This is a genomic window from Streptomyces sp. SAJ15 (assembly GCF_007595705.1).
Classification (GTDB): Bacteria; Actinomycetota; Actinomycetes; order Streptomycetales; family Streptomycetaceae; genus Streptomyces.
In genome coordinates, this window is the sequence record NZ_NISY01000002.1 from 367,754 (window position 1) to 381,655 (window position 13,902).

At 74.1% G+C, this 13,902-nt stretch carries 11 protein-coding genes; 8 read left to right on the forward strand and 3 right to left on the reverse strand.

The window, feature by feature from the left end; genetic code table 11:
- Window positions 1-26 precede the first annotated feature (26 nt).
- The 3 genes from CD790_RS06995 to CD790_RS07010 all read left to right on the forward strand — a co-directional run bounded on the left by CD790_RS06995 (window position 27) and on the right by CD790_RS07010 (window position 3,703).
- On the forward strand, window positions 27-1,217 hold the full coding sequence (locus CD790_RS06995) for an XdhC family protein (protein WP_144382162.1): 1,191 nt from the start codon (window positions 27-29) through the stop codon (window positions 1,215-1,217).
- A 188-nt stretch (window positions 1,218-1,405) separates the two neighbouring features.
- Complete coding sequence (locus CD790_RS36595) at window positions 1,406-3,379, forward strand: glycoside hydrolase family 6 protein (RefSeq protein WP_313956478.1); 1,974 nt, start codon at window positions 1,406-1,408, stop codon at window positions 3,377-3,379.
- Between the two features lie 48 nt (window positions 3,380-3,427).
- Entirely contained in the window at window positions 3,428-3,703 is a 276-nt protein-coding gene (locus tag CD790_RS07010) for a hypothetical protein (RefSeq protein ID WP_186318913.1), read from the forward strand.
- A gap of 36 nt (window positions 3,704-3,739) precedes the next feature.
- On the opposite strand, the gene CD790_RS07015 is transcribed toward CD790_RS07010, so the two are convergent.
- The gene (locus CD790_RS07015; protein ID WP_144382163.1) at window positions 3,740-4,084 is read right to left on the reverse strand and encodes a MerR family transcriptional regulator; all 345 of its coding nucleotides are present in this window, start codon (window positions 4,082-4,084) and stop codon (window positions 3,740-3,742) included.
- Window positions 4,085-4,257: 173 nt separating this feature from the next.
- Between CD790_RS07015 and CD790_RS07020 the strand changes: the two genes are divergently transcribed.
- Window positions 4,258-5,061 (forward strand): aminotransferase class IV family protein, encoded by an 804-nt coding sequence (locus tag CD790_RS07020; protein WP_144382164.1) that lies wholly within the window; start codon window positions 4,258-4,260, stop codon window positions 5,059-5,061.
- A gap of 35 nt (window positions 5,062-5,096) precedes the next feature.
- Here CD790_RS07020 and CD790_RS07025 read toward each other — a convergent pair whose 3' ends face one another.
- Entirely contained in the window at window positions 5,097-6,299 is a 1,203-nt protein-coding gene (locus CD790_RS07025) for a magnesium and cobalt transport protein CorA (protein WP_144382165.1), read from the reverse strand.
- 498 nt (window positions 6,300-6,797) lie between these two features.
- Between CD790_RS07025 and CD790_RS07030 the strand changes: the two genes are divergently transcribed.
- Window positions 6,798-7,931, forward strand: coding sequence for a winged helix DNA-binding domain-containing protein (locus tag CD790_RS07030; RefSeq protein ID WP_144382166.1), 1,134 nt, complete (start codon window positions 6,798-6,800; stop codon window positions 7,929-7,931).
- A gap of 165 nt (window positions 7,932-8,096) precedes the next feature.
- Window positions 8,097-9,347 carry a GNAT family N-acetyltransferase gene (locus CD790_RS07035; protein WP_144382167.1) on the forward strand — a complete coding sequence of 417 codons (1,251 nt, stop codon included), beginning with the start codon at window positions 8,097-8,099 and terminating at the stop codon, window positions 9,345-9,347.
- Window positions 9,348-9,467: 120 nt separating this feature from the next.
- Here CD790_RS07035 and CD790_RS07040 read toward each other — a convergent pair whose 3' ends face one another.
- On the reverse strand, window positions 9,468-10,367 hold the full coding sequence (locus CD790_RS07040; protein WP_144382168.1) for a helix-turn-helix transcriptional regulator: 900 nt from the start codon (window positions 10,365-10,367) through the stop codon (window positions 9,468-9,470).
- Between the two features lie 125 nt (window positions 10,368-10,492).
- Between CD790_RS07040 and CD790_RS07045 the strand changes: the two genes are divergently transcribed.
- Together CD790_RS07045 and CD790_RS07050 are read left to right on the forward strand one after the other, a co-directional pair.
- Complete coding sequence (locus CD790_RS07045) at window positions 10,493-12,172, forward strand: AMP-binding protein (protein ID WP_144382715.1); 1,680 nt, start codon at window positions 10,493-10,495, stop codon at window positions 12,170-12,172.
- Window positions 12,169-13,878, forward strand: coding sequence for an AMP-binding protein (locus CD790_RS07050; protein ID WP_144382169.1), 1,710 nt, complete (start codon window positions 12,169-12,171; stop codon window positions 13,876-13,878). The genes CD790_RS07045 and CD790_RS07050 overlap by 4 nt, the downstream gene beginning before the upstream one ends.
- Window positions 13,879-13,902 lie beyond the last annotated feature (24 nt).

Here is a 13,902-nt window from a genome sequence, read left to right on the forward strand (position 1 = left end):
CGTCGTGTCGCGTAGGAGCTGATCACATGCTGGACATCGCCGCCGAACTGCACCGGTGGTGCGAGGAGGGGCGCGACTTCGCCGTGGCCACGGTGGTGGCGGTCGGCGGCAGCGCGCCGCGTCAGCCGGGCGCCGCCCTGGCCGTGGACTCCGCGGGCACCGCCGTGGGCAGCGTCTCCGGCGGCTGTGTCGAGGGCGCGGTCTACGAGCTGTGCCGCCAGGCGCTGGAGTCCGGCGAGTCGGTGCGCGAGCGCTTCGGCTACTCCGATGAGGACGCCTTCGCCGTGGGCCTGACCTGCGGCGGAACCATCGACATCCTGGTCACCCCGGTGCGCGCGGTGGAGCGCGTACGCCCCGTCCTCGGTGCCGCGCTGGCCACCGCCGCCCGGGCGGAGGCGGTGGCGGTCGCCCGGATCGTCCAGGGCCCGGACGGGCTGCCGGGGCGACTGCTGGTGGTGCGCCCCGACGGCTCGTACGAGGGCACCCTCGACGGCCCCGGGGTGACCGACGCCGCCGCGCTCGACCGCACCGCCGCCGCCCAGGCACACGCCCTGCTGGAGGCGGGGCGGACGGACACCGTCACCATCGGCGCGGACGGCAGCCGTTGCGGCGCGCCGCTGGAACTGCTCGTGGAGTCCAGCGTGCCGCCGCCGCGCATGATCGTCTTCGGGGCGATCGACTTCGCGGGGGCGCTGGTGCGGGTGGGCAAGTTCCTCGGCTACCACGTGACCGTCTGCGACGCCCGGCCCGTGTTCGCCACCGCCCGGCGCTTCCCGGACGCGGACGAGGTCGTGGTGGACTGGCCGCACCGCTATCTGGACGCCACCGAGGTCGACGCCCGCACGGTGCTGTGCGTGCTGACCCACGACGCCAAGTTCGACGTGCCGCTGCTGCGGCGGGCGCTGCGGCTGCCGGTCGCGTACGTCGGCGCCATGGGCTCCCGCCGCACCCATCTGGCCCGGCTGGACCGGCTGCGCGAGGTGGGCGTCGGCGAGCTGGAGCTGGCCAGGCTGCGCAGCCCCATCGGGCTGGACCTCGGCGCGCGGACCCCCGAGGAGACCGCGTTGTCCATCGCCAGCGAGATCGTCGCCGATCGGCACGGCGGCACCGGCCTGCCGCTCACCGGTGCGCACACCCCCATCCACCACGACGCGGAGCGGGTGACGCCGCGGGCGGCGGCCGGGCGCCGGGGTCGCCTCGGCTCGGTGGTGGCATGACACGCGCGCACGTCGCGCACGTCGCGTGCCTCGCGCGCGACGCGGGTGTCCCATGTGCCGTGTGTCTGTGTCGTACGTCGCCTGGGGAGCCCCCTCGCGCCATCCGATCACCTGACAGTGTGAAGATCTGACGGTTAGACGGCTCAGTCGGGTGTAGTGGAGGAGCGTGGGCGGCGCAGGAATGAACCGTGCGAAGAAGACCACGGTCCCGCGCCGCCCGCATCGCCACCGCGGCCGCCCTGTCCCTGCTCGTCGGCCTCGCCGGCCACCTCGGCGCCGATGCCGCCACCGGCGCCGTCACCGGGCCCGACGGCTACGGCCCCCCGATCCCGTCGCTGCGCGGCGCGAGCCTCTACCGCCCACCCGTCGACGAGGCCGCGCGCCGGCAGCTGCGCCGGCTGACCCGGCACGGCGCCTACGACGACGCCGCCACCCTCTTCGCCATGCTGCGCACCCCGCACGCCGTCTGGTTCGGCGACCAGTCCCCGGACGAGGTCGCCTGGCACGTACGCGACACCACCCGCCGCGCGGCCCGGCGGGACGAGGTCCCCGTGCTGGCCCTCTACAACGTCCCCGGCCGTGACTGCGGCAACTACTCGGCAGGCGGCGCGCGGGACACCGCCGCGTACCAGGAGTGGATCGACGCCATCGCTTACGGGATCGGCCACCGCGAGGCGATCGTCATCCTCGAACCCGACTCCCTGGCCCTGCTGCCCTCGGACTGCCCGCTGCCGGCGCGGACCGAGGAGAGCGGCACCGTCACGGGCTCGACGGAAGCCGCTGAGGGCTCGACGGAAGCCGCTGACGGCTCCGCCGAGCCCGCCACGGGGTCCGAGGACCCCGCGGCGGGTGGCGGTGAACAGCCGGCGGAAGACGGGCGTCCGACAGCGGGGACGGTACCGGGGCCGTCGGCCGAGGCCGAGGGGCAGCCGGCCCCGGAGACCGCGGCCGAGACCACGCCCTCCGGCGACCTGGCGGCGTACGCGGCCTCCCGCAGCGGATACGCCGCGGCGCGGGCGCCGCGCACGGTACGGGGGCCGGAGGGGCTGGCGCTGTCGCGGGACGGATCTCCGTCGTCACCGGACGGCTCCCTGTCGGCGCCGGGAGCGTCGTGGACGCCGCCACCGACTGACGTGCCGCAACCATCGGAGGCTCCCCAACCGCCCCGTCCCTCGGTGATGCCGCTGGAACCACCCGCCATCGCCCCGGGCCCGGGACCGCGTCAGGAGCCGCCGCGGCCCCCGACGCCCGCCCCGACGCCCGCCCCGGCCCCCGAGCACAGCCCGACCCCAGACCCGACCCCAGACCCGACCCCAGGCCCGACCACGGGCCCGAGCCCGACCCCGGACCCCGGCCCACACTCCTCACCGTCCGTCTCCCCGCCCGTCGCGCCGCATCCGGACGCGGAGCTGGCGGAACGCCGTACGCGGGCGCGGTACGCGGAGATCAACCACGCCGTCGACGCGCTGGAGGGGCTGCCCCGGACCAGGGTCTACCTCGACGCGGGACACGCGGGCTGGCACGCGGTGTCCGGGATCGTGCCGCGGTTGCGCGAGGCGGGCGTCGACCGCGCGACCGGCTTCTTCGTCAACGTCTCCAACTACCAGCCCAACGAGGTCAACGATTGGTACGGCCGACTGATCTCCTCCTGCCTCGTGTACGCGGGCCGCGGCGGCGACCCGGCGCGTTGTCCCCACCAGGACTGGCCGCGCTCTCAGGCCCGGGACTGGCTGGACGAGCACCTCGGACCGCTGGACCCGGTGCGCATGAAGCACTTCGTCACCGACACCAGCCGCAACGGGCAGGGCCCGTGGACACCCCCTCCCGGCCGCTACCGGGACCCGCAGGACTGGTGCAATCCGCCCGGCCGTGGCCTGGGGGTGCGCCCGACGACCCACACGTACGACCCGCTGCACGACGCCGCGCTGTGGGTGAAGACGCCCGGGGAGTCGGACGGTCTGTGCCTGCGCGGCACGGAGGGACCGGTCGACCCGGAGTGGGGGGCGCCGGACCCCAAGGCGGGGGAGTGGTTCCCCCAGCAGGCGCTGGAGCTCGTACGCCTCTCCCGGCCACGGCTGCGGCCGGACTGGCTGGACGTGGCGCACGCCCACGGGGAGGCGCTCTTCTCCGAGCTGCCGGTGATCGACTGGTGGGGTTGGTAGAGACTGGGGGTGGGGCCGGATTCCCGACCGCTACGTCTGGAGGTTCCCATGACCGCGCTGATGAGCCGCTCGCCGGCCGGGCCGCGCACGGAGCCGCCGGCCCGCACGCGCTCGCGGCTGGACCGCCAGCCGCCCCCGCTCCCCGACCCGGTGCCGCCGACCCCGCCGCCGCCTCCGATCCCGGACCCGGACAGCCCCGTCCCGACGCCGTCGCCGAACCCCGTGCCCAGCCCGCCCCCCGAGCCGGCCCCCGGGCCGTCGCCGGACCCGGTGCCGCGGCCCCCGGGCCCCGACCCGTACCTGCGCCGCGCGGCCGGCGGGTGAGTCCTGGCGGCCGGTGGCGGGTGAGCCCGGCGCGGCTCAGGGCCGCGCGAGGTAGCCGGCGAGCGTGGAGCGTCTGCGCTGGAGGCCGTGGATGCGCTCGTCCATGGCGGCCAACTCCCGGTCCAGGAGTGCCCGCAGGGGCGCGCACCAGTCGAGGCCGATCCGCTCGCCCTCGGTGCACGGCAGCACCACGCGGATCACCTCGGTGGTGAGCCCGGCGTCCAGCAGGGCGCGGACCTGCCGGACGGTGACGACCGACTCCTCGTCGTAGTGGCGGTAGCCGTTGGGGGCCCGCCGGGACTCCAACAGCCCCTGCTCCTCGTAGTACCGCAGCAGCCGTGTGCTGACCCCGGTACGCCGGGACAACTCCCCGATCAGCATGTGACGCGCCCCATCCGCCTTGACCTTTCCACTGATGTGAAGCCCTAACGTCGCTCCACGAGCGGAGATTCCGCGCCCGCCGTCCGCGGCGCCGGTGTCGGTCCCGCCCGGTCGCCGTCGCCGCGCCCGGGCCCGTTCTCCCGTCCCTCGACCTCGTACCGCTGGAGTGACTCATGACCTCTTTCGTCGTTCACCGCAACGGCCGGCCGGCGACCGCCGAGGAGTTGGCGCCGCTCGCCTTCGCGGGCTACGCCCACTTCACGGCCACGCAGGTGCGCGGGGGTCGGATTCGCGGTCTCGACCTCCACCTGGAGCGGCTGCGGACCGCCTCGAAGGAGCTGTTCGGCCGGGCCCTGCCCGACGACCGGGTGCGCTCCTACCTGCGGGCGGCGCTGGCGGCCGGCCCGGACGACCTCTCGCTGACGGCCACGGTGTACTCACCGGTGGGCGAGTTCACGGCGACCGGGGGCGAGGCGGAGCTGGAGGTGCTGGTCCGCACCGGACCGGCCGCCTCCGGCCCGCGGGGCCCGCTGGCGCTGGCGACGGTCGAGTTCGAGCGCGTCCTGCCGACCGTGAAGCACGTCGGCGAGGTGGCGAAGACGTACTTCCTCCGCCAGGCCGTCGCCCGAGGCTTCGACGACGCCGCCTTCGTCGACCGCCGGGGACGACTCAGCGAGGCGTCGATCTGGAACCTGGCCTTCTGGGACGGCTCCGCGGTGGTGTGGCCCGAGGCCGAGATGCTGGGCGGCACCATGATGGGCATCGTCCGCCGACAGCTGGACCGCCTCGACGTCCCCCAGCGCGTCCAGGAGATCACCCTCACCGACCTGCCGACGCTCTCCGGCGCCGCGGTCATGAACTCCTGGACCCCGGGCATCGCCGTCCACCGGATCGACACCGTCCCCGTCCCCGAGGCCCCGACCTTCATGCGACTCCTCCACCGCGCCCACCAGTCGGAGCCCCTCACGGCACCGTGAGCCGGTCGGCTCACCGAAGGGTGCGCAACGGTCGCTCAGAGCCAGTCGCGCTTCTTGAAGATGACGTACAGGCTCGTACACACCACCGCCATCAGCAGGATCGCGAACGGATAGCCGCCCACCCAGTGCAGCTCCGGCATGTGGTCGAAGTTCATGCCGTAGATGGTTCCGACCAGCGTGGGCGCGAACAGGATGGCGGCCCAGGAGGAGATCTTCTTGATCTCTTCGTTCTGCTCTATGCCCGCCTTGGTCATCGCCCGCATCTCCTCGTTCTGCTGCTGGGTGACGAGGGTGGCGTTGACGGCGAGGATGTCGGTGAGGGCGGAGCGGAAGCCGTCCACACGTTCGCTGGTGTGGGTGACGTGGTCGGCGACGTCACGGAGGTAGCGCTGGAGCTCCTCGTCGGTGCCGTACTTGTCGAAGCCCGCCATCAGGGCGCGCAACATGCCCACCAGGGGGCGGGTGGCCCGCTGGAACTCGACCATCTCTCGGGAGAGTTCGTAGATGCGGCGGGACACCTCGGGGTCGCCGCGGAAGACCTCGGTCTCGATCTCGTCGATGTCGTTCTGGACGCCGGCGACCACCGGCGCGTAGCCGTCGACGACCGCGTCGAGGATGGCGTACAGCACCGCCTCCGGGCCCAGCGCCAGCAGCTCGGGGCTGGCCTCCATGCGGCGGCGGACCGCCGACAGGTCGGGGGCGGCGCCGTGGCGGACGGTGATCACGAAGTCGGGGCCGACGAAGACGTGCAGCTCGCCGAAGTCGACCTCCTCGGGGGCGTCGAGGTAGCGGGCGGCGCGCAGCACCACGAACAGCGTGTCGCCGTAACGCTCCAGCTTCGGCCGCTGGTGGGCCTCCATCGCGTCCTCGATGGCCAGCTTGTGCAGGTCGAACTCGTCCGCCAGGGAGTGCAGCTCCGCCTCGCTGGGCCGGTGCAGCCCGATCCACGCCATGCTGCCGTCGGCCTCCTCGCGCAGCCGCCGGTAGGTGGCGGCGAGGGTGCCGGGCGTCGCCACCCGTCGTCCGCCGCGGTAGACGGCGGCCTCGACCACGCTGCGCGCCGCGGGCGCGGGATAGCCGGGGCCCTGTGCCGGGTCCTGGGCCGGCTCGGAGGCCGGAGCGGGCGGGGGAGGGGTGGAGCCGCCGTTCGCGCGCGAGCCACCGGGGCGCAGCCAGGAGTGGTGCTTCTTCGCCTTCGGCGTGAGCGTGAAGCGGGAGCGGGCACGGCGCTCGGACATCGGGGTTCCTTCACGGGTACGGGCACGGGGGCAGGGTCGCCGGGCTCACCGCGGGGCACCACCCTCCGGCCACCGGCCGTCTGATCCGACGGCTCCCCTGGTCCTCCGACCGGGTCCGGGACCGTGTGGCCCGGGTCCGTGCTACGACCGGGCCGCCGTGGTGCCGAGCGGTATACGACTGGGAGGTTCGGCGCTCATCGCGGACCTCACCTCCTGCCGTGTTCGTCGGAAACGCTCGGGCGGCCCCGGGCGGGCCATGGGCAGGATATACGTCCGATATGGCCTGGGCGGCACCCCCACGGACGGTACCGCCGGGCCCAGTGGCCGGAGCGGGCGGGCCCTCGCGGCCGTAGCGGGCCGTGGGCCGTCCGCCGCACCGCGTCCGCCCGCGGCCGGGCGCACCCCTCCCCACGAGACGCCCCGCCCCCGGCCTGTCGCGGACGGCGGCGGACCGAACGCGGACGGAAACCGTCCGCAAGCCGCCGTAGCGTGGGGATCATGACGAAGACCGGGAAGACCGACGCGCCCGTCCTGAGCACGCGCGAGCTCAACCGCGCCACCCTCGCGCGCCAGCTGCTGCTGCGCCGCGCCGAGGGCGACCCGCTGGACGCCGTGGAGCACCTGGTCGGCCTTCAGGCGCAGAACGTCACGCCGCCGTACTACGCGCTCGCCGCGCGGCTCGCGGACTTTCGGCCCGAACGGCTCTCGGAGCTGCTCGCCGACCGCGCGGTCGTCCGCATCGCCCTGATGCGCTCCACGATCCACCTCGTCAGCGCCGACGACTGCCTGGCCCTGCGGCCGCTGCTCCAGTCGGTGCAGGACCGGATCTTCCAGGGGAACCAGGGCAAGCGGCTGGGTGGAGTGGACCTGGCCCGACTGGCGAGCCTCGCCCGCGAGCTGGTCGAGGAGCAGCCGCTGACCTTCAAGGCGCTCGGGGAGGCGCTTCGCGCGCACTGGCCCGACCGCGACCGGCAGGACCTCGCCATGGCGGCGCGCGCCGCGCTGCCGCTGGTCCAGGTGACCCCACGCGGGCTGTGGCGTCGTAGCGGGCCGATCGCCCACACGACGGCCGAGAGCTGGCTGGCGGGACGCCCGACCCCCGAGTCGGAGCCTCCGGACCTCCCCGACCTGCTGCTGCGCTATCTGGCCGCCTTCGGCCCCGCCTCGGTCAAGGACATGGGGACCTGGTGCGGGCTGACCCGGCTGCGCGAGGTGGTGGAGGGGCTGCGGCCGCGGCTGCTGAGCTTCCGGGACGAACGCGGAGTGGAGCTGTTCGACCTGCCGGAGGCGCCGCGTCCGGACCCCAAGACCCCGGCCCCGCCCCGCTTCCTGCCGGAGTTCGACAATCTGCTCCTCTCGCACGCCGACCGGAGCCGCGTCGTCAGCGACGTCTACCGCGGCCGCGTCTGGCAGGGCAACCAGGCGTTCCGCAGCTTCCTGGTGGACGGCTTCGTCCGCGGCCTCTGGCGGATCGAGGCGAGCGGCGGCCCCGAGGGCCCGGTGACGATGGTCATCGAGCCGTTCCAGCGGCTGAGCCGCGCCGAGCGCGACGCCGTGGAGGACGAGGCGGCCGGGGTGCTGGCGATGACCGCCCCCGGAGCCCGCCATGACCTCCGGATCGCCGGAGCGTGACGGCCTGACGGCCGGACGGCCGCACACCCGCCGCCTTACGCCTGCCGCGATACCCGTGTGCGCCCCCCGGCCCCCGCTCCTGTCGCCTCACCCTGCCTCCGCGGCCGCTCGCGGCCGGAAATATTCGGATGACGGCGCAGAATTAGGGGAGTTACCGTCCGAACCATGACCTCGTTGGACTTTCGCACGGTCCCCGACGCCCATCTCGACCGCGCCCTCGACCTCGCCTATCTCGTCTTCCACGACAAGGTCGAGGAGGAGAAGCGCAAGACCCACCTCGACTTCATGCGACGCTGCGAGCGGGTGGGCGCCTACGACGGAGAGCAGCTGGTCGGACTGCTGGGCGCCCTGCCGCTGCGGCTCTCCGTTCCCGGGGGCGAGCTGCCCTGCGCGGGTGTCACCTTCGTCTGTGTGGCACCCACCCACCGCAGGCGCGGTGTGCTCACCGGAATGATCGACGAGCTGTGGCGCCGCTGCGCGCGTGCCGGGCAGCCGATCGCCGCCCTCTGGGTCTCCGAGGCGTCCATCTACGGGCGCTTCGGCTTCGACCCCGCCACCCGCTCCTTCACCGTGGAGATCGACTCCGCCCGCCCGCTGGCGCTGCGCGTCGACGCCGACGAGCGCCCGCTGCGGTTCGTGGACGCCGAGGCCATGCCCGCGCTGCTCGGCCCCTTCCACGACGGGCGGCGCGCCCTCCGCGCGGGGCGCATGGCGCGTGACGAGCACTGGTGGCGAGAGGAGTTGATGAACCCGGACAACCAGGAGGACGACGGCTTCGGCCCGCCGCGCACCGTCGTCATCGGCGGCGACGGCGGCACCGACCCGGACGCCGTGGCCGGTTACGCCATCTACCGCACTCGCGGGGGCGACGACAGCGCGGGGACTCCCGGCACGGTCGACGTCTACGACGTGGAGGCCGAGTCGGCCCCGGTCGCGGCCGCCCTGTGGCGCTACCTCGCCTCGATCGACCTCACCGAGAAGGTGCGTGCCTGGGGCCGGCCCCTGGACGACCCGCTGCTGCTGTTCGCCGCCGATCGCGACCAGGTCCGCGTCGTCCAGGAGTTCCCGGCGCTGTGGCTGCGTCTGGTCGACGTCTCCGCCGCCCTGCGGGCGCGCGGCTGGGCCGCCGACGTCGACCTGGTCCTGGAGCTGAGCGACGCCCGACTGCCCGCCAACGCCGGCCGCTTCCGCCTCACCGTGACAGCCGACGGGGACGGGGTGACGTACGAGGCCACGGACGACGCGCCCGACCTCGGCCTGGACGTCCGCGAGCTCGCCGCCTGCTACCTCGGCGGCACCCGGCTCGCCCACCTGGTCCGCGCCGGCCTGGCCACCGAGCACACCCCGGGCGCGGCGGAGCGACTGGACGCCGCCCTGCACACCGAGTGGCTGCCGCACACCACGGACGAGTTCTAGAGCGGCGGGGGTGTCGGACTGACGGACTTCAGGGGTCCGGGGGCCGCCGACCCCCGGGCCACGGCAGCGCCCCTCCGCAGGACAGGCCCGGAGAGGCCCGGAGAGACCCCGGAGCGGCCCCTACGGCAGCAGCCCCGCCCGTCGGGCCTCGACGACCGCCTGGAGTCGGGTGTGCGCCCCGAGCTTCCGCATGGCCGCCCGCAGATAGCTCTTCACCGTCTCCGGCCGCAGCCCGAGCCGCTCCGCCGCGCCCGCGTTCGTCTCGCCCGAGGCCACGCACGCCAGCACGTCCAGCTCGCGCGGGGAGAGCGTCACCGGCGGTCCGCCCGGCTCCTCGCGGGCCCCGGCGGCGGGGTGGGCGGCGGGGGCGGCCGCGCGGGCCAGTCGGGCGCAGGCCGAGAGCAGCTCCCCGCGCAGCGCCGCGTCCGGTATCCGCTGGGACAGCGCCCGCAGCTCGCCGTGGACCGCGCGCACCTCCTCCCAGGCCGCCGCGCGATCGGCCTGGCGGGCGGCGGTCGGGTCGGCGGCCCGGTCGGCGTCGAAGGGGCCCCGCGCCACGGCCAGCAGCCGCCGTGCCTCCTCCCGTACCGCCAGCGACTGCTCCAGCTCGCGGGCCGCCTCCACGGCGGCCGCCAGCGCGCGGTCGCCCAGCGGCATGGGCTGGCGCACCGCCCCGTACAGCACGCCGCGCACCCGGCGGCGCACCACCACCGGAACCGCCAGCATGGCCCGCAGCCCCTCGGCGGCCACCGCCGTGTCGTACTCGTGGCTGATGACCCGTGAGACCGGGTAGTCCGGCACGCACAGGGGGCGACACAGCGTGGCGGCCTTGCCGCCGAGGCCGTTGCCGGTGGTGATGGCGAGTCCCTGGAGCGCCGCGGTGGTGGTCCCGACCAGCTCCGAGATGCGGAACTGCCGGGTCCCGGTGAACAGCCCGCCGAAGGCGACCGGCACCCCGCCGGCCCGGCGCAGCCGCAGCAGCGCCGCCCGCACCTCGACGGCCGCGCCCGACTCCGTCATGGCGCCTCCTCCCCCCGAACCCGTCGCCGACAGGCCACTACCCCCGTTAGGGGGTGGTGAGACCCAGATCACTCGTCGCACGATGCTAGCGAGCACGACGGCAATGAGGAGGACATGTGACAGCAATGAATCCGTCCGCCGACTTCCGCGCCGCCCGGGACTTCCTGCTACGGCACCGGGAGGACTACGCGACGGCGTACGAGGGATTCAGCTGGCCGCGCCCGGAGACCTTCAACTGGGCCCTGGACTGGTTCGACCGCATCGCCGAGGGCAACGACCGCACCGCGCTGCACCTCGTCGAGGAGGACGGACGGGAGACCCGGCTGAGCTTCGACGCGCTGCGCCTGCGCTCCGACCGGGCCGCCAACTGGCTGCGCGCGCGGGGCGTGCGGGCGGGGGACCGGATCGTCGTCATGCTGGGCAACCAGGCCGAGCTGTGGGAGACCGCGCTCGCCGCGATGAAGCTGCGCGCCGTGGTCATCCCCGCCACACCGCTCCTGGGACCGCTGGACCTCACCGACCGCGTCGAGCGCGGCCGGGCGAGGCACGTGCTGGCGCGGGCCGTGGACACCGGCAAGTTCGCGGAGGTCCCCGGCCACTACACCCGGATCGCGGTCGGCGCCGGCGAGAACCCGCCGGAGGGCTGGCTGCGCTACGAGGACGCCTACGACGCCCCCGAGGCACAGGGCCCGTTCACCCCCGACGGGGTGACGGGGGCGCGGGACCCGCTGATGCTCTACTTCACCTCGGGGACCACCGCCCGGCCCAAGCTGGTGGAGCACACCCACACCTCGTACCCGATCGGCCATCTGGCGACGATGTACTGGATCGGGCTCAAGCCGGGCGACGTGCACCTGAACATCTCCTCGCCGGGCTGGGCCAAACACGCCTGGTCCAACCTGTTCGCGCCGTGGAACGCCGAGGCCACGGTGTTCGTCTACAACTACACCCGCTTCGACGCGGCCCGACTGATGGCTGAGATGGACCGGGCGGGCGTCACCACCTTCTGCGCCCCGCCCACCGTCTGGCGCATGCTCATCCAGGCCGACCTCACTCAGCTGCGCACCCCGCCCCGTGAGGCGGTGGCCGCCGGCGAGCCGCTCAACCCGGAGGTCATCGAGACCGTACGGCGCGCCTGGGGCGTCACCATCCGGGACGGCTTCGGCCAGACCGAGACCGCCGTCCAGGTCGCCAACACCCCCGGCCAGCCGCTCAGGGCCGGCTCCATGGGCCGCCCCACCCCCGGCTTCACCGTCGCCCTGCTGGACCCGGTGACCGGCAAGCCCGGCGACGAGGGCGAGATCTGCCTGGACCTCTCGGCGCGCCCGGTCGGGCTGATGACCGGCTACGAGGGCGACCCGGAGCGCACCGCCGAGGCCATGGCCGACGGCTACTACCGCACGGGCGACATCGGCCGTCGCGACGCGGACGGCCACGTCACGTTCGTGGGGCGGGGGGACGAGGTCTTCAAGGCGTCCGACTACAAGATCTCTCCCTTCGAGCTGGAGAGCGCGCTGCTGGAGCACGAGGCGGTCGCCGAGGCCGCCGTGGTCCCCGCGCCCGACCCGCTCCGGCTCGCCGTGCCGAAGGCGTACGTCGTGCTCGCCGCGGGCTGGGAGGCCGGACCGGAGACCGCGCGGGCGCTCTTCGCACACTCCCGCGCCGTCCTCGCCCCCTACAAGCGCATCCGCCGACTGGAGTTCGCGGAGCTGCCCAAGACCGTGTCCGGCAAGATCCGCCGCATCGAGCTGCGCGAGCACACCGCGCGGGGCGGCGGCGTCGAGTTCCACGAGGAGTCCCCATGACCACGGCGCTCTCCTACGCGAGCGGTCCCGGCACCACCCCGTTGCTGGGCGACACCATCGGCGCCAACCTGGCTCGCGCCGTCGAGCGGTACGGGGAGCGGGAGGCGCTCGTCGACCTGGCGAGCGGACGGCGCTGGACCTACGCGGAGTTCGGCCGGGCCGTGACCGAGGTCGCCCTCGGGCTGCTGGCCAAGGGCGTCGGCAAGGGCGACCGGGTCGGCATCTGGGCCGTCAACCGCCCGGAGTGGGTGCTGACGCAGTACGCCTGTGCCCGCGTCGGCGCCATCATGGTCAACATCAACCCGGCCTACCGGGTGCACGAGTTGCGGTACGTGCTCGAGCAGGCCGGCATCTCGGTGCTGATCTCCTCCGTCGAGCACAAGACCAGCGACTACCGACGGATGGTGGAGCAGGTCCGCGCCGACTGCCCCGCGCTGCGCGACGTCGTCTACCTCGGCGACCGCACCTGGCAGGGGCTGATCGCCGCCGGCGCCGAGGTCCCGGAGGAGCGGCTGGTCGAGCGCGAGGCCCGGCTCTCCTGCGACGACCCGGTCAACATCCAGTACACCTCCGGCACCACCGGCTTCCCCAAGGGCGCCACCCTCTCCCACCACAACATCCTCAACAACGGCTACTTCGTGGGGGAGGCGGTCGGCTACACCGAACAGGACCGGATCTGTGTGCCGGTGCCCTTCTACCACTGCTTCGGCATGGTCATGGGCAACCTCGCCGCCACCAGCCACGGCGCCTGCGTCGTCATTCCCGCGCCGTCCTTCGACGCCGCCGCCACGCTGCGCGCGGTCGAGCGGGAGCGCTGCACCTCGCTCTACGGGGTGCCGACGATGTTCATCGCCGAGCTGGACCTGCCCGAGTTCACCTCGTACGACCTGTCCTCGCTGCGCACCGGGATCATGGCCGGGTCGCCGTGCCCGGTGGAGGTGATGAAGCGGGTGCTGGCCGAGATGCACATGACCGAGGTGTCCATCGCGTACGGCATGACCGAGACCTCCCCGGTCTCCACCCAGACCCGACGCGACGACGACCTGGAGCGCCGCACCGGCACGGTCGGCCAGGTGCTGCCGCACATCGAGGTCAAGGTGGTGGACCCGACGACCGGACTGACCGTCCCGCGCGGCACCAGCGGCGAGCTGTGCACCCGCGGCTACTCCGTGATGCTCGGCTACTGGGAGCAGCCGGAGCGCACCGCCGAGGCGATCGACGCGGCGCGCTGGATGCACACCGGAGACCTCGCGGTGATGGGCGAGGACGGCTATGTGCGGATCGTGGGCCGGATCAAGGACATGATCATCCGGGGTGGCGAGAACGTCTATCCGCGTGAGATCGAGGAGTTCCTCCACACCCACCCCAAGATCGCCGATGTGCAGGTGGTGGGGGTCCCGGACGAGAAGTACGGCGAGGAGATCCTGGCCTGCGTCATCCTGCGCGACCCCGCCGAGCAGCTCGGCCGAGACGAACTCGCCCGCTACTGCCGCGGCCGGCTCGCCCACTTCAAGGTCCCCCGCCATCTACAGATCATGGACGCCTTCCCGATGACCGTCAGCGGCAAGGTGCGCAAGGTCGAGCTGCGTGAGCAGGGCGCCCGCGCGCTGCGGCTGCCGCCGGGGACCGACGCGAGGCCGGTGCCCGCTCCCGCCGGCGCCCCGCGCTCGGAAGCCGCCCCCGAGGCGCGGCGGGACCCGCGCTGAGCCGTCGGCCGGGGTGCGGGGCCG

Coding starts and splice junctions, on each gene's coding strand:
- CD790_RS07035 (WP_144382167.1), top strand. CDS start 8,097: ATGACCTCGTTGGACTTTCGCACGGTCCCCGACGCCCATCTCGACCGC.
- CD790_RS07040 (WP_144382168.1), bottom strand. CDS start 10,367: ATGACGGAGTCGGGCGCGGCCGTCGAGGTGCGGGCGGCGCTGCTGCGG.
- CD790_RS07030 (WP_144382166.1), top strand. CDS start 6,798: ATGACGAAGACCGGGAAGACCGACGCGCCCGTCCTGAGCACGCGCGAG.
- CD790_RS07020 (WP_144382164.1), top strand. CDS start 4,258: ATGACCTCTTTCGTCGTTCACCGCAACGGCCGGCCGGCGACCGCCGAG.
- CD790_RS07045 (WP_144382715.1), top strand. CDS start 10,493: ATGAATCCGTCCGCCGACTTCCGCGCCGCCCGGGACTTCCTGCTACGG.
- CD790_RS07010 (WP_186318913.1), top strand. CDS start 3,428: ATGACCGCGCTGATGAGCCGCTCGCCGGCCGGGCCGCGCACGGAGCCG.
- CD790_RS07025 (WP_144382165.1), bottom strand. CDS start 6,299: ATGTCCGAGCGCCGTGCCCGCTCCCGCTTCACGCTCACGCCGAAGGCG.
- CD790_RS07050 (WP_144382169.1), top strand. CDS start 12,169: ATGACCACGGCGCTCTCCTACGCGAGCGGTCCCGGCACCACCCCGTTG.
- CD790_RS07015 (WP_144382163.1), bottom strand. CDS start 4,084: ATGCTGATCGGGGAGTTGTCCCGGCGTACCGGGGTCAGCACACGGCTG.
- CD790_RS06995 (WP_144382162.1), top strand. CDS start 27: ATGCTGGACATCGCCGCCGAACTGCACCGGTGGTGCGAGGAGGGGCGC.